Origin of the sequence: Sorangium sp. So ce321, from assembly GCF_051530195.1 — a bacterium.
In the GTDB taxonomy this organism is placed as follows: domain Bacteria; phylum Myxococcota_A; class Polyangia; order Polyangiales; family Polyangiaceae; genus Sorangium.
Map to the genome: position 1 here is coordinate 12836256 of NZ_CP150329.1, position 21738 is coordinate 12857993.

The following is a 21738-nucleotide window of genomic DNA, read 5'->3' on the forward strand; positions in this document are numbered from 1 at the left end:
TCATATTGCACGATGACGCCAGCCCCGTCCGGCGCCGCGTAGCGCGCAGCCGATACTGGCCATCTCTAAAACGCGCTCCGCGGAGCAGCTACCCTCGAGCTACTTGTTGCCAAGGGAACTTGGTGATCGCAACGTGTTTATCACCATCGGCAGAGAGCCGGCGCAGCCGGCGCTACGGGGGCCATGGGACATCGGCAGAGTCTGACAAACTATCACCGCGTTCCAGCAGGAACTCCTCAAATCGCGAGAAGAACCTCCGAACATTCCGCTCACCAGGATCCTCCGTCGAAATCAGCGTGGGCCACGCAACATCTCGTGTATCGTTGAGCTTATTAGATAGCCATTTCTCAAATTCATCAAGCAGCGACGACTCTGCAGCGCCGAACTCCGGTATTCCAAGATCGATACGGGCTTGGCAGTAGCCTTGAATGAACGTTGCGAGCGTCTTCACATTCTCGTCGCCGAGGAACATGCCCGGACGCACGCTCACGCGTCTCAGAAACGCGAGCAGCCAAGGGTCATTGGGCGAAAATGGCACATTAGCCTCCTGTCAAAACGCAATCTCGATAACATTTACAAATGGGGTACCGAAGAAGTCTGAGCCGCCAAGATCGTCGATGAACTCCGAGTACGGCACGCCACCGGGCCTGAAGTTGTCGAAGACGGCGTCGCCGACGCGAACAGCTGTATGTCCACGACCACGCTCGGCAAGTGCGCCAAACTTGTTTGAATACGGCGTGATGCCTTTGCCGACCTGGATTTCGATGCGCGTTCCCGACACGCCCTGCTTCTGCAGTCCCTTCTGAAGTACATTCGCAAAGTCGGCGCACCGGCCAAAGCATTTGAGGCTGCCAGAGATCTTTCCAGCAATCCGCTGGGCGGTAGCCACTCCCCTTGCAGCCCCGACCGACGCCTCCAGCGCCTCGGCGCCGGCGCGCGCCCTGCCTTGCTGGGGGCGCCGGCGGCCTTGCCGGCGAACTTGATGATGGCGCCCACGCCGACCACGCTCAGCGCGTCAAGGGCGACCGCAATCGCCTTGTCCCTGGGCGTGGCGCGCGGATCACTGAAAACCGTCAGGCTGCTGATGCCAGGGATGGGCATCAAGCCCATCGCCGCACGCGTCATCTCCGGCGACAGCGACCAGTCAGCGATAGGTCTCTCCTCCCCGATTACATCGCGCCCTGCCTGCCCCAGCGAGCTGTACGGGTTCCATCGCGACCCGGGCGCGTAGCCCGGCTGCAGACCGGACAGATCGAGGCTCAACCCCAATCCCAACCCTGGAGGACCAGGCTCGCGATGGCCGAACGGCTCGCCCGACGCCAGATCATTGTAGATGCCTGGCAAGCCAGGCTGCCCCACCTCGACCTGAACGCATCCAGGGCCGACAACACAGTTGTCGTAGGTCACCCCGGCAGGCGCCCCACCGTCCATCCAGTCGAAGAAGTTCTCGCCTGTCGCCTGGTACCCCGTGGGATCCACGAAGCTCAGCGGATTGTTGAACGCGTAGCTGTAGCGGTTCAAGCTCTGCGAGAAGAACGGCGCCTGGACGAACGGATCCGCCGACAAGAACCTCCCCAGCGCCGGATCGTAGACCCGCCCTCGCATGTTGATGAGCGACAGCTCCTCCTCGTCCTCATGCCCGGTGAACCCGATCGTCTCGCTCGGAGGCACCGCGGCCGGTCCACCGTTCGCCCAATCGGGATTCCGGCGCTGCCCGAACGGGTCGTAGCTGCGCCGCTCCACCACCCTCCCCAGCTCGTTCGTGATCACACCCGCGGACCCATCATGGCCTGGATGCAGGTAATGCTCGCTGCGTGTCGCGTTGCCCGCCGCGTCGACCGCGATCGTCACCACCGCGATCACGCCTTCAGGCCCCATCACGCGCATCTTGTGCGCCACGCCACCCGCCGTGTGCTCGTGCCGCTCGTACAGCCCGCCCACGTACGTCGTGCTCTGCGCCGGCGACACCTTGCGCGCGCGCTGCCGGTCGCCGTCGTACTCGTACGTCGTCGGCCCGTGCTCCGCCTCGATCCGGCGCGGCTTGTCGAACGGCGTGTACGTGATCGCCGCCGACGCGTTGCTCGCGCCGCGCACGTCGACCGGGCGGCCGTCTGGTTGCCGTTCTCGTCGTACTCATAGATAGATCCTAGTCCAGGAACGGGCGGCGGGATCGTTGCGGCGGCTGGCAGCACCGTAGGCTGAGCGTCCTCGGCCTACGGCGCTTCGTATATCCATTGGCAATATAGAGGAGTGCTTTCTGCGCACCGCTCCGCCGTCACGCCATGGTGCCATCAACACTATTCATGAACGCTCGACGCACCCATTTGCGGCGCATAGAAGGCACGGCAAATATCGACTGTAGGCTGTTGACCCGGAGCAACCGTAATTGTCACGCGAGCATCACCAACCCGGAGCCACCAAACGTCATCGTTCATCTGCTCAAGATGAATCCAATCATCAACGACGAGCTCGTCAAAAACACCCTCACCTTCAACCTCCACTCGCTCCGCTCCGTGGTAAGCGAGCACTCTCCACTTGTTTACGACCGTCGGCATCCGCTGTGATTCATCCATATCGGCGTACTCCTACTTCATCGCATCGCCGAGAATCCGGAGAAGGGACGGAACGTCCGGCCCCACCCGTGAACTCACGGGAATCGCGAGTTGACCGAATCCTTCACCAATTTGTCGACCGCGGTCTGCGGTCAGTACGCGCGCTCCGATGGATTCGGCGTATTGCCGAATTGCCGGATCCTTGATCCCGTTCCGGCCAAAAATCTCCACGACCGAACGCACGTTGTAGCCGCCTGCGCGAAGAGCTTCCGCCACCCCGCGACCAGCGAGGTTCTCGTCGAGGATGATCGGCATCCCATGTTCGGCGAATCCGCCGAGTTGGCGAGCGCGGGCGCCGAGAGCGCCGAGCAGCTCTCCTCGCGTCGCGGCCCCGACCGACGCTTCCAGCGCCTCCGCGCCGGCGCGCGCCGCGCTCCCTGCCTTGCTGGCGGCACCGGCGGCCTTGGCGAACTTGATGATGGCGCCCACGGCGACCACGCTCAGCGCGTCGAGGGCGACCGCGATCGCCTTGTCCGTGGGCGTGGCGTGCGGATCGCTGAAAACCGCCAGGCTGCTCATGCCAGGGAGGGGCATCGCACCTATCAACGTACGCGTCGTCTCCGGCGACATCGACCATGTAGCGATAGGTCGCTCCTCCCCGAATACGTCGCGCCCTACCTGCCCCAGCGAGCTGTGCGGGTTCCATCGCGACCCGAGCGCGTAGCCCGGCTGCAAACCGGACAAATCCAGGTTGAGACCCAATCCCAACCCTGGAGGACCAGGCTCGCGATGGCCGAACGGCTCGCCCGACGCCGGATCGTTGTGGATGCCCGGCAAGCCAGTCTGCCCCACCTCGATGTGAACGCATCCGTCACCGTGGACACAGTTGTCGAAGGTCAGCCCGGGAGACCCCCCACCGTCCATCCACTCGAATAAGTACGCGCTTGTCGCCTGGTACCCGGTGGGATCCACGAAGCTCAGCGGATTGTTGAACGCGTAGCTGTAGCGGTTCAAGCTCTGCGAGAAGAACGGCGCCTGGACGAACGGATCCGCCGACAAGAACCTCCCCAGCGCCGGATCGTAGACCCGCCCTCGCATGTTGATGAGCGACAGCTCCTCCTCGTCCTCATGCCCGGTGAACCCGATCGTCTCGTTCGGAGGCACCGCGGCCGGTCCACCGTTCGCCCAATCGGGATTCCGGCGCTGCCCGAACGGGTCGTAGCTGCGCCGCTCCACCACCCTCCCCAGCTCGTTCGTGATCACACCCGCGGACCCATCATGGCCTGGATGCAGGTAATGCTCGCTGCGTGTCGCGTTGCCCGCCGCGTCGACCGCGATCGTCACCACCGCGATCACGCCTTCAGGCCCCATCACGCGCATCTTGTGCGCCACGCCACCCGCCGTGTGCTCGTGCCGCTCGTACAGCCCGCCCACGTACGTCGTGCTCTGCGCCGGCGACACCTTGCGCGCGCGCTGCCGGTCGCCGTCGTACTCGTACGTCGTCGGCCCGTGCTCCGCCTCGATCCGGCGCGGCTTGTCGAACGGCGTGTACGTGATCGCCGCCGACGCGTTGCTCGCGCCGCGCACGTCGACCGGGCGGGCCGTCTGGTTGCCGTTCTCGTCGTACTCGTACGCCTTGCCGTTCGCGTGCCGCACGGCGTGCGGCCGATCGCCGTCGTACTCGTAGCTGCCCACGTCCGATTTGTACGTGATGTTGCCGAAGTCGTCGTACTCGTAGTGATAGAGCGGCGTCGCTCCGTCTCCGAGGTACACGTCCTCCAGCCGGTCCAGCTCGTCGTAATCGAACGTCTCGGTCAGCCCCTGCAGATGGTCTGTTCGATGCTCGACGTTCCGGTTCCCGTCATACCCGTACGACAGCCGCTGCAGGGTGATCACCGTCGACAGCGGCGCTGACGATGTCCGCCAGCTCGTCGTGCTCTGCTCCAGCATCCCGGTGGCCGGCACGTACTTCCGCGAGGTCATCACCCGGTTGGCGAAGTGCTCCCGGGTGATCCGATTCGCCGCATCGGCGTGGTCCCACCGCCATAGCTCACGGCTGGTCGCTGGTTCCTCCACGGCCGTCAGGTGGCCATAGTCGTCATAACGGTAGACCACGGCGAACGGCGCATCATCGTCCACGGCGGGATACGCCACCCGGCGGAGCTCGCCACGCGCGTTGTACACCCGCCGGACCGCGAACGACTCGCTCCCCCCTGACGGGCCGGGCAGCTCCGTGGTCTCCCTCCAAGGCCGGCCGGCCTCGTCGTACTCATGTTGCACGATGACGCCATCAGGGCTCGACATCCTCACCAGCTTGCCGACCGCGTGCGGCCCTTCATCGTACGTCCATTGCGTCAGCCCGTCCACGTCCTGACGCACCGTCGGCCGGCCCACCTCATCGTGGCAGAACAGCGTCGTCTGCGCCTTGTTGTCCGTCTCCGACCGGACCTGATCGAAGGCGTCGTAGACGAAGCTTCGCACCCCCGAATCCGGGTTCCACGCCTCCGTCACGCGCCCGTACGCGTCGACCTCGTGCACGAGCGCATCGCCCCGCGCGTCCGTGATCCGCAACAGGCTGCCGAACGGCCCGTAGTGGTACGTCGTCGTCTCGTCGCGCGCGTCCTCCGCCCGCACCACCTGCCCTCGGCCGTTGCGGACCACGGTGCTCTGATGCGCCCGTCCGTTCGTGACCGTCGTCCTCGTCCCGGCGTACGTCATCGAGATCGTCACGCCGTCCGGCTCGACCACCGAGGCGGGCCGCCCGCGACGGTCGTAGGCATGCTCGGTCCACCCCGGAGTCGATTCACCTGCCTCGTACGGCAACGACTCCGCGCGCACGCCGCCAAACCCCCAGTAGCGCCGGCGAGTCTCGCTCACCTTCCCCCTCAACCCGTGGCGCTGCACCCAGAACGGACGACCGAGCCGGTCGAGCCGCGTCGCCGACGTGGCGCCCGTCGTCTCTTGTGCGTGCGCCGTGACCAGCCACTCCGCACCCACCAGGTCGCGCGTCAGCCAGTGCGTCGTCGAGCTCCCGTCCGGGCGGTGCTCTCGTCGCAGATTGCCAAAGCCGTCGTAAACCGACCACGTCGTGAGGCCGTTCGGATCGACGACCGCAGCCAGCTCACCCAGGTAGGGATGGTACTTGAAACGCGTCGTATGGCCGAGCCCGTCGCGCACGGCGTGGAGGAACGTACCGTCAGGCTCGTACGTATACACGGTCTGGCGCGTGACACCGTGGGCGTCGACCGTCGTCGAGCGCTCGACGTTTCCGTAATCATCGTAGTCGAGCTGGGTGTCGAGCCAGTGCGCCTCCTCCTCTGGGTGGCCTTTTGTAATCCGCGTCGGCAGGCCCGTTGTGGTGTCGTAGATCGTCTCGCCCGTGCGGACTTGAGCGCCCTCGGCGCTGACGTCCGTCGTCGTGACCACGCGGCGCAGGCCGATCAGCCACGAGTCGGTGTGGTTGTCGTACGTAGCGACCGTCGTTGTCGAGGGAGTCACCACGTCGACGGAGGGAGCCCAAGCTTGCGTCGCCTCGCGCGTCGGATTGCCGAAACTGTCCACGTCCCTCTCGAGATCCGTGGCGCGGTACGGAATGTTCTCGGCGTTGAGGATCTCTTCCGCGGCAAACACCCGTCCGAGCTCAAGAGGCGTCCACCGAAGGCACTCGTGGTCGCTGCGCTGCGCGCGGTCCTGGTAGACGAAGTAGCTCTCGCCGCCGTTCGTCGCGCGCACCGTCCAGGTCGCCCGGTCCATCGACAGCCACATCCCCGACGGAGCGCTCGGATCCGGTCCGCAGCTGTCATGCCCGAAGGTGAGCGTCAAGATCGGCCGCCCCGCGTACGGATAGCTCCGCGTCTCCGCATCGAAGGTCGTCGGGTCGTAGACCGTCCGGGTCCAGGCGCCGCTCCTGCTGACAGGATACCCTTCGGCAGAGCCGCTGAAGTCGTCGGTGTGAGTCGTATGGCGAACGTGCGCGCGAAAGCCGAGCCACCCGCGGCCGTGTCGGTCGACGAACGCGTCCGTACGAGTGTGCCGTGAGCCGTCGGTTCGTCGCTCCAGTCGGGCTACCGGGCTCAGTGCTGACGTCCTCCAGATGCTGGGCCACCACGTACTTCGGCCCGACGAACCGCTTGCACGGGTAGCTGCAAAGTGCGCCAGCGCCCGCGCGGAGGAGGTAGAGGGCATCCGGATCGGTCCCATGCTCGAGCGTCATGCTCGGGCTGTAGGAGCGGATCAGCGGCGCATAATGGATGGCGACGGTCGGTGGAGCCGCCCCCCCCGGCGTGTGCCCGATCGTGTCATGATCGAAGTCATTGCCGCCATCGCGAATGCTGACGACCGCATCCGGTCTCCCGCCATAGGGAGCCCGGTGGAGCCGTACCCGGAACTTCCCCTGATGAACGGTCACCAGGTCATGTAGCCCGTCGCCATCAACGTCGGCCATCCGCGGACCTTGCCGGCTCGGCCAGGATTCGTTCGTCTGCTCATCAGGAGCGGGTTCGTAGGGAAGCCCGGGGTCTTCGACCAAGAAGGCTCGTCCCGACGGCGCCGCCCGGAGAAGGAAGAGCTTCGCGAACTTATCATCAAATGGCCAATCATGTTCATAGGGAATCAGCAAATCCTCCCGTCCATCGCCGTCATAGTCAAGGACGAGGCTCGCCTGCAGGTTACGCTCGAGCGCCATGAACTCGCTGGTGGTCGCGATCCCGTGGTGCACAAACGATCCTCCATGGTTGATCCAGAGAGACAAGCTATAGTCGGCGTCATCCCCGTACGTTTTGCTTGCGACGATGTCCTTCAGGCCGTCTCCGTTGACGTCCACAGGCACGAGCGCCTCTCGGTAGTCCTGGCTTGGGTCGCTGATGCCGCTGCTCGTCAGCGTGATCAGTCCATCGCCGGAGTGTGGCTGCTTCCGCCACCGCAGGATCTGGTATTCCCCAGACTCAACAGTCTCGCAGCTCTTGTACGCGTATGCCGTGCAACGAAACAGGAGAATCTCCTGTGCTCCGTCACCGTCGACATCGAGCGGGACAACCGGCATCGCGATGGTGGTCCCATCGAGCTCTGGTATTGTAACGCGCGGGCCGAAGCCGTGGCCATCGTGCAGGCGGTAACCCCACTGACCACCACACACCTCCGGAGCAAAAGGGAAGCAACGCTCGGGGTCGTTGGGCCAGAAATCGAACTCGAAGAGATCTTTGATTCCGTCCCCATTCAGATCGACCAGGTAAATGCCCGCCGTGAGATAGTCGTACACGCCAGCCAGATCATAGAAAAAGAGTGATCGCGGCGAGCGAGGTATTCCCGTATCCTGAAGCCGAAACCCGATCCCCGTCGACTCGAGGACGCGCCAGGTCGGTGACAAGTCCGCCAGGAGAAGGTCGGTCTTGCCGTCTTGATTGTAGTCGATCGGGAATCCGCGCTGATAGTCGCCCACCTGGTACTCATCCGTGGACGGGATGTCCGTCAAATACGTTTTGGGGAGATGCTCGTTCGGTGTTGCTCCCCAGCCAGGATCGACTCCGAGCGCGAAGTTCCACCGCTCGAGGTCAGGGTAGACGACCGCGTCGGGCGCTTGCACGCGCCCGCCGTGCACTCGGTGACGGTCTCCAGAAGGCTCTGGCCACTGCCTTCGCTCTCGATGTACTTGAGATCGTAGCGGCGAAACAACGTGGAACCGGGGTCTGCGGTGACCTTGATCTGCTGCAGGCGCCGTTGCACCGTCGTCTCCAGCCCGTGCGTGTACCGCGTCAGCACGTCGGGGCGCGTCTCGTAATCGAACTGAACGCTCCTGCTGTGAGGGACCCCGTGCACATGGCCGCCGTACCGGATCTCCTTCGGGTAGTGCTCGGCCGTACCGCCCTCGACCGAGATCCTCTCGTACTCGATGTTCATGAGGTTACCAACGCGATCGCGAACAACCCGCAGCGCCCAGCTCCGCGCAACGTTGCCCGTGAGCACCCTCGCGCTGGAGGTGCTGCCCCCGAACGTGAGCTTCAGCCCGCTCTTGGTATAAACGGTGAACGACTCTGGCCCGGTGTACAGGTCTGGCTCTTTCGATCCGCCATGGGACACGACCTTCACGAAGGTGTCCGGGGAGGTGCGGTACTCGGTTCCGTCGGCCCCGTAAGCGCCGCTCACAGCGACGAGGCGCTGGCCGTCGAGGCAGAAACGGTCATCGGGCGTGAGGGTGACCCCTTGCAGCGTGTCGTCGTCCGCATATGTGCGTCCACAGCGGGCGATCGAGGACAGCCCCTGGAGCGAAAACCCGACGCCGAGGAGCCCGTTGCCCTTGTCGCTATGATATTGAATCGCTAGCTCGGGCTGGATCCCTGCTCGACCTGGAATAACCTGAATGGGGATCGAATAGATGGCCGCACCGTCGCTATCCCCGACCGCGAAGCTTCCGGGCGTCTTGCCGAGCCCGTCGGCCGGCGCCAGCGTGCGAAACGGCCAGTTCAGTGCGTCATGGGCAGTCGCCGGCGGGGTGACGCTGGGCGCGCCGTGCGGTCCTTCTTCATCTCCTGCGATGGGAGCACGGTAGGACGGGACCGTCCCGAATACAGTGTCGTCATAGGGAGCCGCATCGATCGGCGCATCGGTAAGAGACGGGCAGAGGCTCGTGCCCGCGCCCTGCGCGCTCCCGATCTCGCCGTCGCTCGTCAGCGTGCAGCCGGCTCCGAGCACGACGATGACCTGGAGCGAAAGCGCCAGGCAGAGCACGGCGATCGCGTGGTACCGTGATCTGCGGGTCCTGTCCTCCCGCACGGAGAGGTGCTTGCGTGCGATGTTCATCAAGATGTTTCCCCCTGGCGTTGAGCCGAGGTCGCTGGCGGCATGCGCAACCGCGATCGTAGCGCAGCACACTGCACCAGACGTCTTCTGTTGTCATCATCCCGGAGCGTCGGCGTCGTGCTCATCAGAGCCCCCAAGGCCCAGCCGCGGAGGGCGCCGGCCTCGGACAGTGGTCTTCCCCCGCAACGGATGGTTACCGGAGCGCGGGTCCAGGGCGGCGTAGCCACCGCGCGCCCGGCGCGGACTGGTCCTCCCCCCGCTCCCGTGGGTGTCCGTGGAAGCGGGGGAGGACGAGCCCGCGGCGGAGCCGTCACCGCGCTCGGCGAGCCTACCACCACTGCGTCAGTGGAAACGCTGAGCTCATCGCTCGGGCCTTGATCGCGTGGCTGCCCCGTTGCCCTGCGTTTCACCGCCCTTCGTCACACCGCAGAGCGCACCACCCCGTGTCCGCGCCGCCGTGACGCAGTCGTGTCAATTTCTCCGCGAGGGCCCGTGAGGCGGTATGCTCGCCGGACCCGCGAGGCGGAGCGCCTGCGGCGAGCGCCAGGATGGGCGCGGCATCGCGTAGCGGACGTGGTAGCCGAACAGCGCTCCCCCCGAGCCACCGGCAACGGCCGCGAGATGCGGTTCGACCGCACTCGGACCACCGGTCCGAGGCTGCCGGGAACCTTCCGGCTGAATTTAAATTCAACCTGAGGCTGTCGCGAGCCACCGTGGAGAATCGAAATTCAGACCGGAGGCTGCCGGGAACCTTCCGGCTGAATTTAAATTCAATCTGAGGCTGTCGCGAGGGTGGTGTCCTAATTTGAGGACTCTTGTCCTAGTTTGACTCCGTGCCTCGCGTGAGCGGCTAGGTTCGGCCGGAAGAAGTGCAGCCCGCGGGTGTCTCACCACCCCGGGCTGCGTGGCCGAACCCCGACGCAACGAGGTCCGACAGTGCAGCTATACCTCATCCCGCCCGACAGCGGGCAAGGCGGACGTGTACCCACACGCCGCTCGTACCACCGAAGCCGATCCCTCTCCCTGACGACCGACGAGACCCGACGCCTCCGCGCTGCCCTGCGTGGGCTCAAGGCTCGCCTCGGCACGTGGCGCGCCGTCTCCCAGGCCATGGGCGGCATCCACACGCGCACGCTGGCCGGCGTCGCCTGCGGCATCGGCCGAGGCTCGCCCGCGCTCGTCCTGCTGGCTGCCCGCGTCGCTGAGACGACCGTGGAGCGCCTGCTGAGCCCACCCGTGGCGGCTGACCGCTGCCCCGCGTGCGGGAGGAGCGGATGAGGCGCCTGCGGAAGGGGGCTCGCCGCCCGCCTGCCGCACGACATCCCAGCCAGCGCCCGCCGGTCCAGGCGATCCTTGCCGAGCGCGGCATCGTCCGCGCCACGCTCGCCGGCATCCCGAGGCGCGACCGCGAGGACGTGGAGCAAGAGGTCTTCCTCGGCGCGTGGCGAGCGGTGCGGCGCGGCAAGTACCGGCCGGACCCGAAGGACAAGCCGCGCGACGCGCTTCGCAAGTGGCTCCACGGCATCGCGTGGCGCCAGGCGTCGAAGTACTTGGTCGCGGTAGGGACGGCCCTTCGCCCCGTCGAGCTTGGGCCGCCCCCCGCACAGATCCCAGCGAGCGGAGCTACCGCACTGGGCTCCTGCCTCGGGTACGGACGTCAAAGCGCTCGTCAGGCCAGGGATGCAGCACACGGGCGGGTGGGATCCACCGCTGCGCTAGGACTGCCATCCGCACCCAGTCCGTCCGGTCACGTTGCCCCCGACGTCGCAGGGCGCGGTGCCACGTACGGATGACCTGGGTGCGGAAAGACGATAGCGCATGAATGTTCGTCGGCACGGCATGGTACGCGAAGTATCCGCGCACGACCTGGCCGAGCCAACGCCCTTGCTCGGGGATGGGCTGATGCCTGCGGAGCTGCAACTCGGCCTTCACCTTCTGCAACTTCGCCTGCATCCGCTTCTTCACCGTGTGCCGCGCCAGCAGAAACTTTCCTGCCATGGTCTTCGCGCAAATGTGCGTGAGACCAAGGAACGAGAATGTCTCCGCAGCTCCTTTCAGGTATCGCTCTCGCCGTCTCGCGTTCGCAAACTTGCCGAAAGCGAGCAGCCGCGTCTTGTCGGGATGAAGAGCCAACGCGAAGCGCTGCAATCGGTCGCGCATCGCGTCGAGAAACTTCACGGCATCCGGCTTGTGCTGGAATCCAACCAGGAGATCGTCGGCGTAGCGTACGACGATCACATCGCCGCGCGCGTGCCGCTTTCTCCACTGCTGAACCCACAGGTCGAAGACGTAGTGCAAGTAGATGTTCGCCAGAAGGGGCGACACCGTCGCTCCCTGTGGGGACCCCTGCTCGCTCGCGGTCCAGCGACCTTCCTCCATCACCCCTGCGCTCAGCCACTTCTGGATGAGTCGCAGAATCCTTCCGTCCGCAATGCGGTGCTCGACGAACTTGACCAACCATCCGTGATCGATGGTGTTGAAGAAATCACGGATGTCGGCATCGAGCACCCAGTTCACCTTCTTCCGTAGGATCCCGACGGCAAGCGCATCCAAGGCGTGATGCGGGCTGCGCCGCGGGCGGAATCCATACGAGAAGCCGAGAAAATCCACCTCGTAGATAGCGTTCAGCACCTCGACCACGGCTCGCTGGACAAGCTTGTCTTCCAGCGAGGCGATGCCGAGCGGCCGCTGCCGCCCGTCGGCCTTCGGGATGTACACCCTCCGAGACGGTCTCGCCCGGTACGCCCCTCGATGGAGCCGCGCGTGGAGATCGAGGAGATTGGCCTCCAGGTTCTCTCCGTACTGCTCCCACGTCACCCCGTCGACTCCTGGCGCGGCCCTCTTCTGCAGCGAGAGGTACGCGTCCCGAAGCCGATCCACGGTGACGAGGTGGAAGAGCGCCGTGAACCTCGTTTTCCTGTCCTGTCGTGCCCTCTGTCGTACACGGTCGAGCGCACTGGGCGCACCTTCGATCCGGCTCTGCGTCCGGGGTGCGTTTTGCTCGTCCGTGTTCCCCTTGGCCAGACCCCTTCCCTCCACCCCCTCCGCAGCGGACGGCTCCGCCTTGTTCGAGGGCTTCGTCGGTACTACGGGCCTGTCCGACTTCCGCGAGTCGTGCATCATCGGCGTCCGGCCTCCGGCCTTCCCGATGCGGCCCGCGGCACCATCCGCCGCGGGCGACTCGTGGATCTCCCGGTTCTCGCGCAGGAAGAATCCGCACGTGCGAGGGGTCTCCGACCGCGCAGGGCCGACCGAAGGCTCGCGGTAGCGCCCCCGGCCGTGTTGCCTTCCGCTTCGCATAACAGCGTCGGCACCCCGGATTTCATGCTTTCGCGGCTCAATACCCTGCCCGTACGTACCCCTGTCAACGCTTCGCCCGTCCCCTTGCGGGTCCAGGCGCATGACTCGGGGCCGTCGTGGTTCGCTACTCCTTCGACGTAAGGCGCTTTCATCCTCATCTTCCTGCCGGTTTATCCCGGCGCACTATGCGTTCTGTAGAGCCCATCCTCGCGTGGTGCGCGCCGTCGCCATAGATTCGCGGCGCGATGCGAGAGCAACCTACGGCGAAGGGTGGCGGGGAGCGGCAGCGCGCAGGGCAAGCCGCGGTGGGCACCGGCGCCGCGATCCGCGTGGTCGTCCGCAGGCGCGCCACGACGCCGAGGGCGGCCGATGCTCCTCCGCAGCCGGAGGCCCCGAGAGGGCGCCGGGCGCCACGCGCCGACACCGCGAGCGTCGAACAGGTCGCGCCAGCACGCCGAAGCCGGCGAGCCTCGCGCCCGGCGGCCGGCACGGGGGCGTCCGCGCCCGCAGCGGTGGCCAGCGAGGCTGACCAGCGCTCAGCTGGGCGCCGCAGCCGGCGCGCGGGGCCACGGGGTGGCCGCGAGCCGCTGCCGAGCGTCGGTGTTCTCGAGGGTCTGCTTCCAGGACTTGGGAGCGAGCTCGATGACACGCTCGGGCGGCCAAGTGCGCAGCAGGATGAGCACATCGCGCAGGTAAGCCCAGGGCTCGATGCCGTGCAGGGCACAGGAGGCGATGAGCGACACGATGGTGGCGTTCCACTCGGCGCCGTCCTTGCTGCCCACGAAGAGCCAGTTTTTCCTGCCCACGGCTTCACGCCGGAGCTCGAGTTCGCTCCGGTTGTTGTCCAGGCGGAGCCGGCCATCCTCAAGGAAGCGGGTGAGCGCGGTCCATTGGTTGAGCGCGTAGCCGATGGCAGCAGCGATGGGACTCCTCGGCAGGACGAGCAGGTCCTCTGTCTCGAGCCAGACGCGGAACGCTGCGAGCACGGGCTCGGCAGCCGTCCGACGCTGCTCGGTTCGGCGGCTCGGGGGCAGCTCCCTGGTCGCCTTGTCGATCGCGTAAAGCTTTTGAATGAACCCAATCGCCGCCGTCGCGCGCTGCGGGTCGGAGGTCATCGCCTCGAAGAACTTCCGCCGGCCATGGGCCCAGCAACCAACCTCGGTCACCTGCTCGGTGCGGAAGAGCTGCTCGTAGACATTCGATGCGTCGGCCTGGACATAGCCTTTGTATCCGCGCAGGAACGCCTTGGGGCCATCCTGGTTGTGATGAGGCGTGAATCGGAACAGTACGTGATCACGGTCGGCCACCAGGACCCAGAAGTGGCCCCGCCGGCACTTGTCCTTCGCTTGCACGAGCACGCCGGTGGCATCGATGGCGATGCAGTGCGCGCTCAGAGCATCGTTGGCCATCGCCCCCACGAGGGGCGCGAGCTTGTCGGCGCACGCGGCGACCCAGCCACACAGCGTCGAGCGCGACAGGTGAAGACCCCATCGCTCGAACATTTTCTCCTGCCGGTGAAGCGGCAAGTGGTCCGCATACTTGCTCACCAGCACGTGGGCGAGCAAGCCCGGGCCGGCAAGGCAGCGCGGGATAGGACTGTCGGGAATGTCGGCGATCGTGACGCCTTGCTCGGGCTCACCTTTGACCGCGAACTTCGGCCTGACGATCTGCAGGCGCACGAAGCTCGCGGGCCGCCACTCCAGCGTCTCCGACACCTCCTCGCCGATGCGGACCAGCGCGGTCGCGCGCTCATCGCGCGCCTCCGGCGGCAACAGCTCGATCCGCTCGATGGGCAGGTGCTCGGGCAGCTTCTGCCGTCCGTGCGGGCGGACTTGGCGCCCCTTGTCCCCGCCTCCGGGTGCGCCGGATGTGCCATCCGGCGCTGCGTCGTCGCTGGCCTCCGGCGGCCTGGTCGCGCCCGCATCTATTGACGCTCACGCTGGCTGATGGTTCGCCGAGCAGACCCCTTGATGGCCATCGCGAGCGTGCGCGGTTGGGGTCAAGGAGGGCGATGGCCATCGCCGAGGCGTGCGCCGCTGGCGGCCTCGTGATGGCCATCCTCGTTTGACCGTCGACGGGGGCGCCGGCGAGGCACTCCTGCGCCGGCGCCGAGGACGCACCGGTCATCGCGGTCAGCGTCAGCTGCCGTCCGTGCCCAAGTCGCCGACGAGGTGGGCCATCACCTCGCGCTCGACGAGCTTCTTCTTGCGCCGCGCTGCCTCGCGCAGCGCGGCGGTGGCCATGCGGTCGATCTCGCGCAGGCTCGAGCCGGCCGCCTCGTGCAGCAGGGTGAGTGCGTCGGCGGTGAAGACCTCGCGGTCGGCGCCGGCGCGGCTCATCCGCAGACGCACGTACTCGCCGGTGTCATTGGGGACCATGGCGCCAATTGACAGACGCCGTTCGATGCGCGAGTACAGCGAGCGATTTTTGCGCAGCTCGAGCCGATCTTGGAGGTCCGGGAGCCCTACCAGAATCAGCGACAACAGGGCACGACTGTCCCATTCGTAATTAAGCAAAATGTGGAGATGATCAAGAGTGTCCTGGTGGAGCAGGTGCGCTTCGTCCAGCAGGAAGACGGGATGGATGCGCTCGCGGCCGAGGGTCTCGACATGCGCGCTGACGGCATAGAAGACAGCCGCCGCGGTCGCAGCGGGATTGAGGCCGAGCGCGTGGCAGAGCTGACGATAAAAGTCGCGACGGCCCAGCGTGGCGTTGTGGCAGTAGGTCAGCCGGAAGCCTGCCTGGGGCAACCGATGCCGCACGGCCCGCAGCACACACGTCTTACCGGCGCCAGGCTCGCCGACCAGCAGCACTTGGGCGTGCTCGTGCACGGCCTCGCACACCTCCTCGACGAGCTGCTCCTTCGAGGGCGGCAGCCACAGCTCGCCATCCTGGATCTCCTTGGAAAAGGGCGCGGCGGACAGGGTAAAGAAGCGGACGTACGACTCGCTCACGCTCCACCTCCAGCCTCGCTCGTGTCCTCGCCACCCTCCGCCCGGCGGCCGAGCGTCCGCGCGGGGTTGAAGTCCACCGGGCGCGTCGGCCTGTCCGCCGCAGGGCCACCGCACGGCGGCCGCTTGCGCCGCGCGTTGCGCTGCGGGTCGACCGGATGCAGCACAAGGCGCTTGCCCTCGTGCTCGACCCACGGCGGCTCGTCGGACGCAATGAAGCACCGGGCCACAGAGACGACCTGGCCAGCGAGGTAGCCCTGATCGAGCTGCCAGGCGATGCCGTCGACAGAGACGATGTTATCGCCCGAGACGCGGCGCCGGGTACGCTCGGTAAGCGCGCTGCGTAACGCCTTCTCGTCGACCGCGCTGTCTCCGGCGGGACGGACTGCGTAGACCTGCGCCGGGCTCTTGCCGAGCAGGCCCGCATGCGGCGCTGGGTGGTGTTACTGAGCACCGTTCTTGATGCCGATGGTTCGCTTGTCGATCTAGCTCTTTGATGGCGGGGTGGCCGGCCGACCGCAGCGGGCCATCGGCGAGGCGGATCATGCTCGATGGCGGCGTCGTCCGGGGGGCGGCAAGGTGCCAGGGCGTTCTCGGTCATGCGTTACGCCGGGTCCGAGAAAATTCTCAACGTAGCTCCTGCTGAAACGACAGCGGCGGCGAGCGGCGGCTCCCACGCCAGAGAGGGCGTGGTGCATTCCGTTCACGCATCGAAAATTACCAACACGACTCCTCACCCGTCCGCATAAGGACCGGGGTAGGTCAGCGGCTGGAGCGGAGCATCGGCGCGGCGCCGGCCACAAAATAGGCGACGGGAGGAGCTCGTTTGGCCGCGTGCCCCCTCCCGTCGTGCTCCGAATCGCTTGAAAGAGCGGAGCCCCCAACAAATCGTTCATCTGGACCTCGATGTCAAAGGCTGGCTCGCTTCACCGCCCACCGTAAACCGCGCGCGGCCAGCCCGCTGCCCGCGTTGCGGCGCGGCGGGCTGCCCGCTGGGGGGCGCGTTGGGGCTGTGGGGTCACGGAACGCGGTCGCGGCAGGTGCGCGGGCCGCTGGCTGCCGGCGAGCGCGGCGGGCTCGTCACGATCGAGGCGCGCCGCTATCGATGCCAGCGCTGCGGCGCCGCGATCACGGTCGTGCCGCGGGGCGTCGCACCGCGACGGCACTTCGCCGCGACGGCCATCGGTCTGGCTCTGCTGCTCGTCGGCACCACCGGTGCAGCGCTTATCGAGGTGCGGCGGCGTGTCAGCCCCTGGTCTGCCAGCTTCGATGCCGACAGCTGGGCGACCGTGCGGCGCTGGTTGCTCGCCATCGACCAAAAGCGCCTCTTTCCGTCGGTCCGCCCCAGTCCTCCCGCTTCTTCCCTGCGGCAGCGGGCCGAGCGGGCCGCGATGACGCTCGTCGCGATGGCGCCTTGTGCGGCCGAGGTCCCCGAGGCCGCCGTCATGGCCGGCGCCGCGCGGGCTGCGTGATGGCGAGCGGCGCGCTGGCCGGGCTCATGTCGGGCCCCACCCAGTTGGATCCTCGGTCGGCGGAGCGCCTTGCGCTTGGATGGGTGTGCGGCCGGTGCGGTGTCATCGGCGCGGAAAGGACACGACGTGCAAGACCCCCTCCAGCCGAAGGACCACGCCGAAGCGGTGGCGCTCTACCGCAGTGAGATCATCGGCTCGCTCATGCACCGCGAGCTCGACCGCGGAGAGCTCGCCGAAGCGCTCGCCGACCTGAGCCAGCAGCGGTTTCGCCCCCCGCGCGCCCATTCTCCGCGCTCCTACTCGGTCCCCACGCTCGAGCGCTGGTACTACGCGTACAAGACCGAAGGTCTCGAAGGCCTTCGCCCCAAGCCCCGCAAGGACAAGGGGCGGGCGCGAGAGCTGACGGCCGAGCAACGGCAGATGCTGCTCGACATTCGAGAAGAGCACCCGAGCGCCTCGGTCTCGCTCATCCTCGACACCTTGATCGCGGCAGGCCGGATCGACAAGGAGGCCATCTCCGCCACCACGGTGCGACGCCTGTACGCCGAGCACCACCTCGATCGCGTCGCGCTGCGCGATCGCACGGGCGGCAAGGTGCGGCTGCGCTGGCAGGCCGAGCACCCCGGCGCTCTGTGGCACGGCGACGTGTGTCACGCGTCACCGATCTTCGTTGGCGGCAGCCCGGCGCCGGTGCGGATCCACGCGCTGCTCGACGACGCCTCCCGTTACATCCTCGCGATCGAGGCGATGAGCGCCGAGCGGGAGGTCGACATGCTGGCGCTCTTCATCCGGGCGCTGCGCAAGCACGGCGCTCCCGACGCCCTCTACCTGGACAACGGCTCGACCTACCGCGGGCACACCTTGCACCTTGCGTGCGAGCGACTCGGCACCACCCTGATCCACGCTCGTCCGTACGACGCCCCCGCACGCGGCAAGATGGAGCGCTTCTGGAGGACATTGCGAGAGAGGTGTGTGGACTTCACCGGCGCGCTCGGCTCGCTGCACGACCTCAACGTCCGGCTCTACGCGTGGGTCGACGAGCACTACCACCGCACGCCGCACGCGGCGCTCTTCGGCAAATCCCCCGCGCAGGTCTACGAGGAATATCCCCACGTCACCGACGACCTCGACGAGCGAAAGCTGCGCGACGCGCTCACGACCCAGGCCCGCCGGCGCGTCCGGCGTGACAGCACGCTCTCGATGGATGGAGAGGACTGGGAGACCGACCTCGGCTTCCTCGCCGGCCAGCTCGTCACGGTGTCGCGGTGCCTCGTCGCGCCGAACGAGCCGCCCTGGATCGAACACGAGGGCAAACGCTTCGCCCTGCACCGGGTCGATCCGGTGAAGAACGCCCGTCGCCCGCGGTCCGCCTGCAACCTCGATGTCGCTCACGAGGCGCGCGTGCCCTTCGACCCGCCGAAGACGCTCCTGGACAAGGCGCTCGGCCGAACGCCCCGCGATGACGAGGAAGGATGACCATGGACTTCTGTAGCTATTTCAGCTTCACCGCAGAGCCGTTTTCCAAGGAGGTCGAAGACGGCGAGCTCTGGCTACCCCCGTCCAAGCAGATGGTACTCGAGACACTCATCGAGGCGGTGCACGCCAGAAAGAGCGTGCTCCTCGCCGGTGACCCAGGCGTCGGCAAGACGTGCCTCCTCCGCGCGCTCCGTCATGCCCTTTCGCCGCAGACGTTTCGCTTGACCTACTGCGCCAACGTGACGCTTGGACGTCGGGACTTCTATCGCCAGCTCTGTCTGGCGCTCGGCCTCGCTCGCTGCAGCACCGCTGGAGACGTCTTCTACGCGGTCAGCACGCACGTCGAGGAACTCGCGAAGGAGCGCGTATTCCCGGTCTTCGTCCTTGATGAGGCCCATCTACTTCATCAGGACACGCTCGATCATCTTCACATACTCCTTAATTACGCGTGGGATAGCCGCGCACTGCTTTCGCTCGTGTTGCTTGGCTTGCCCGAGCTCGGCGAGCGGCTCCGCGTGCGCCGCAATCGCTCCCTGTATTCGCGCCTCCACTACCGATTGACCATCGACCCGCTCACGCCGGACGATACGGCCGACTATCTGCGTGTACGTCTCAACCGAGTCGGCTGCACGAAAGAGCTCTTCACCTCGGACGCGATCGCGATGTTGCACGAGGCGGCCGCCGGCAGCCTGCGCGACACCGACCGACTCGCCACGGCCGCGCTCCGCGCCGCTGCGCGTAAAAAACGCAAGCTCGTCGAGCGCGATGTCCTGAGCCGCATCCTGCAACTGGACGCAGAGGAAGCCGGATGAACCCCATCCCCCTGGCCGAGGAGGACACGCGGCGGGCTGACGACGAGGGCAGCGCAGCCGCCGCCCTCGTCGTTGCCCTCGCGCTCGCCCGCGACGCGCTCACCGCGAACTACCCGGACGACCCCGACCCGCTGTGCCCTCGCCTCTACGCCGTCGACGTCGTGCTCCACCACATCGACGGGCTGAGCGACGCCCTCGCTCGCCACCGCGCCGCCCTCGACGGCGACGATCGCCTGCCCACTCACATCGACTGAGAACGTCGGCGCCCCGCGACCGCTGAAGTGCCCCGGCGCCTCGCCTCGCTGCCATCGCGGCAAGCGGAGATCCAGGTCGACGATGGCCATCACGGAGCCGGATCTTCCGGCCATCAAGCAGCCCGCTCGGTAACAGGTGGTAGCGCCGGTCGAGGAAAGCGCGGAGCGTCGTGTTGATGTCGACGAGCGAGGCCACGGCACCGAGGTAGTTGAGGCACCCTTCGCGCAGCGTGCGCCAGAAGCGCTCCATTTTGCCGCGCGCCTCGGGGTCGTAGGGCTTTGCGTGCAGGAGCGTGATGCCGAGCCGCGCGCACGCGGTCTTGAGGATGTCGCCGCGGTAGGTCGAGCCGTTGTCGAGATAGAGCGCGTCGGGCTTGCCGTGACGGCGCAGGGCGTCGACGGTCATGCCGAGCATGTCGACCTCCTTCTCGGTGGTGTGCGCCTCGAGCGCGACGACGTAGCGAGAGGCGTCGTCGAGCAGCCCGTGGATGCGGATCGGCATCGCTTTGCCGCCGACGGTGCAGCCGGTCACGTGACAGACGTCACCGTGCCAGAGCGCGCCGGGGCGCTCGGCTTGCCAGCGCAGCCGCGTCTTCGGCTCGCCCTCGGCGCGCGCGGCGCGGCGGCGAAGGCCGTGCGCCGCGTACAGGCGCCGTACGGTGGGCTCGGAGACCTTGCCCGCTTCGAGGCGCCCCTCATCGACGAGCGTCTTGAGGATGAGCGGCACCGAGGCATCGGGATGCTCGCGCCGGATATCGAGCAGCAGCGCGCGCAGCTCCTCCGAGAGCTCCTGCGCGAAGCCTCGATCGCTGCGTGGCTGCGGACGCAGGCCATCGAGGCCAGCGGAGCGATAGGCGTACAGCCAGCGCTGGAGCGTGGGCACCGAGTAGGTGCGCGTGCTGTGCGCGCCCGGCGGTCGAAACCGCTGCTCGCTGAGCGTGCGCAGCTCGGCGGCGAGCTGGCCGTGGGTGAGCACGCGGTGCATCAGAGGGCCGATGACCGTGGCGCGATAGATCGCCACGGTCTCGGCGTGGTCGGCGGGGCCGAGAGCCATTCGAACAGGTCCTTTCTGCGCCTTGCTGGCGTGCGGTCCTTGTCCGGGATCGGCGGCGTTTTCGGCAGCGATCCTCTCAGGTGGGCTGTACGATTCCGACTCCGAAAGGGCAGAGCCCCTCACGCCGCGTGCGCGGCGCCGAAGAAGGCGCGGTGCTCGATCGGCAGCGCCCGGGTCGTTGGGTCCGCGCTCGCCGCGAGCGAGGCCGCGGCGGTCGCCGCGCTCTTTCGGAGGGACGCTGACGGCCCTGGGTCGGGGGCTTGAGCAAAGAGACGTCGCTGCGCGACCTCGCGCGCCCACCGGCGCAGCGTGGCCCAGCCGGTGACGGCGCTCTCGCCGAGGATCCTCGACGGGCCGACGCGCCGCCGGACCTCGATCGCCGTCGCGAGCGCCAGGCCCCAGAGCGCGAGGGCGAAGCCGATCGCGGCGGCGCTGTACACGCGCCGGCCCAGCACGCCGCGAGGAACGACGAGGAGCACGGCGCTGCAACCGAGGCAGCGGTAGCGGCGGGCGGCCACCGAGATCACCTCGGGGGGCTGGTCCGGGCTGGCAGGGCCCCAGACCTGTCGCTCGCGCCTGCCGTGGCCTTGGAGCCGGATCGCGCCCCCGAGCGGACAACTCGCGGCGCCGCAGGCGGGGCAGCGAGCGGGGCGCGCTTCGACGACTGTGGGGGGTTGCTGCTGCCAGCGCTTGATGTCGATGGCGCTCTGGATAACACTGCGACCGCTTCGATTCCTGGGCAAGAGAACCGGAGCACGACGAGGAGGCTGTCCGCCAAGATCAGGTCTCCTCGTCGCCTATTTTGTGGCCGGCACCGCGCCGCTGCTCCGCTCCTCGGGTGGACCTACCCCGTCGTGAGGCGGGCGTGGGAGCAACGATGGCTGGTAATTCCCGAGCCGTACTCGGAAAGGGTGCAGCCATGTACCGGTTGCTTCTCTGATGAGAATTCTTGGTGGATGACCGGAAGGCTCGGGGCCGTGGCTCCGTGGACGTCCTCCTCCCTCGTTGCCTACGCGGAGCGAGCCCCCTCCATGATGGCCATCTTCGCGGCGCAGAACTCCTCACCATCACG

The 21738-nt window shown here is 67.0% G+C and carries 12 protein-coding genes and 4 pseudogenes; 3 read left to right on the forward strand and 13 right to left on the reverse strand.

All coding sequences use genetic code 11. The features are described from left to right. Positions 1 to 172 precede the first annotated feature (172 nt). The 11 genes and pseudogenes from WME89_RS47670 to WME89_RS47720 all read right to left on the reverse strand — a co-directional run. Positions 173 to 538 (reverse strand): hypothetical protein, encoded by a 366-nt coding sequence (locus WME89_RS47670; RefSeq protein ID WP_438006166.1) that lies wholly within the window; start codon positions 536 to 538, stop codon positions 173 to 175. Between the two features lie 12 nt (positions 539 to 550). After that, a complete protein-coding gene (locus tag WME89_RS47675; RefSeq protein ID WP_438012061.1) occupies positions 551 to 889 on the reverse strand; it encodes a papain fold toxin domain-containing protein in 339 nt (112 codons plus the stop codon). Between the two features lie 587 nt (positions 890 to 1476). Further along, positions 1477 to 1887: pseudogene (locus WME89_RS47680) on the reverse strand (RHS repeat domain-containing protein); the annotation flags it as partial. A 410-nt stretch (positions 1888 to 2297) separates the two neighbouring features. Then, positions 2298 to 2573 carry a hypothetical protein gene (locus tag WME89_RS47685; protein WP_438006167.1) on the reverse strand — a complete coding sequence of 92 codons (276 nt, stop codon included), beginning with the start codon at positions 2571 to 2573 and terminating at the stop codon, positions 2298 to 2300. Between the two features lie 12 nt (positions 2574 to 2585). Further along, entirely contained in the window at positions 2586 to 6284 is a 3699-nt protein-coding gene (locus WME89_RS47690; protein ID WP_438006168.1) for an RHS repeat-associated core domain-containing protein, read from the reverse strand. Positions 6285 to 6351: 67 nt separating this feature from the next. Next, positions 6352 to 7989, reverse strand: a complete 1638-nt coding sequence (locus WME89_RS47695; protein WP_438006169.1) for an FG-GAP repeat domain-containing protein — start codon at positions 7987 to 7989, stop codon at positions 6352 to 6354. Positions 7990 to 8018: 29 nt separating this feature from the next. Then, positions 8019 to 9347 (reverse strand): SpvB/TcaC N-terminal domain-containing protein, encoded by a 1329-nt coding sequence (locus WME89_RS47700; protein WP_438006170.1) that lies wholly within the window; start codon positions 9345 to 9347, stop codon positions 8019 to 8021. A gap of 1623 nt (positions 9348 to 10970) precedes the next feature. After that, positions 10971 to 12799: pseudogene (gene ltrA / locus WME89_RS47705) on the reverse strand (group II intron reverse transcriptase/maturase). 384 nt (positions 12800 to 13183) lie between these two features. Continuing rightward, the gene (tnpC, locus tag WME89_RS47710) at positions 13184 to 14575 is read right to left on the reverse strand and encodes an IS66 family transposase (RefSeq protein ID WP_438012062.1); all 1392 of its coding nucleotides are present in this window, start codon (positions 14573 to 14575) and stop codon (positions 13184 to 13186) included. A 210-nt stretch (positions 14576 to 14785) separates the two neighbouring features. Beyond that, positions 14786 to 15601 carry an ExeA family protein gene (locus tag WME89_RS47715; RefSeq protein WP_438006171.1) on the reverse strand — a complete coding sequence of 272 codons (816 nt, stop codon included), beginning with the start codon at positions 15599 to 15601 and terminating at the stop codon, positions 14786 to 14788. Then, positions 15598 to 16041, reverse strand: a pseudogene (locus WME89_RS47720) (DDE-type integrase/transposase/recombinase); the annotation flags it as partial. The pseudogene WME89_RS47720 and the gene WME89_RS47715, both read right to left, overlap by 4 nt. 420 nt (positions 16042 to 16461) lie before the next feature. Here WME89_RS47720 and WME89_RS47725 point away from each other — a divergent pair. The 3 genes from WME89_RS47725 to WME89_RS47735 all read left to right on the forward strand — a co-directional run bounded on the left by WME89_RS47725 (position 16462) and on the right by WME89_RS47735 (position 19358). After that, positions 16462 to 17070 (forward strand): hypothetical protein, encoded by a 609-nt coding sequence (locus tag WME89_RS47725; protein WP_438003644.1) that lies wholly within the window; start codon positions 16462 to 16464, stop codon positions 17068 to 17070. Positions 17071 to 17196: 126 nt separating this feature from the next. Beyond that, positions 17197 to 18546 (forward strand): helix-turn-helix domain-containing protein, encoded by a 1350-nt coding sequence (locus WME89_RS47730; RefSeq protein ID WP_438003645.1) that lies wholly within the window; start codon positions 17197 to 17199, stop codon positions 18544 to 18546. Further along, positions 18543 to 19358 (forward strand): ExeA family protein, encoded by an 816-nt coding sequence (locus WME89_RS47735; RefSeq protein ID WP_438003646.1) that lies wholly within the window; start codon positions 18543 to 18545, stop codon positions 19356 to 19358. The genes WME89_RS47730 and WME89_RS47735 overlap by 4 nt, the downstream gene beginning before the upstream one ends. A 365-nt stretch (positions 19359 to 19723) precedes the next feature. Here the strand turns inward: WME89_RS47735 and WME89_RS47740 are convergent. After that, positions 19724 to 20666: pseudogene (locus WME89_RS47740) on the reverse strand (DDE-type integrase/transposase/recombinase); the annotation flags it as partial. Between the two features lie 119 nt (positions 20667 to 20785). Beyond that, complete coding sequence (locus WME89_RS47745; RefSeq protein WP_438006172.1) at positions 20786 to 21184, reverse strand: hypothetical protein; 399 nt, start codon at positions 21182 to 21184, stop codon at positions 20786 to 20788. Positions 21185 to 21738: the final 554 nt, after the last annotated feature.

What these genes read in the sequence shown, in the direction of transcription:
- WME89_RS47735 (WP_438003646.1), top strand. Translation starts at nt 18,543, where the DNA reads ATGACCATGGACTTCTGTAGCTATTTCAGCTTCACCGCAGAGCCGTTT.
- WME89_RS47685 (WP_438006167.1), bottom strand. Translation starts at nt 2,573, where the DNA reads ATGGATGAATCACAGCGGATGCCGACGGTCGTAAACAAGTGGAGAGTG.
- WME89_RS47700 (WP_438006170.1), bottom strand. Translation starts at nt 9,347, where the DNA reads ATGAACATCGCACGCAAGCACCTCTCCGTGCGGGAGGACAGGACCCGC.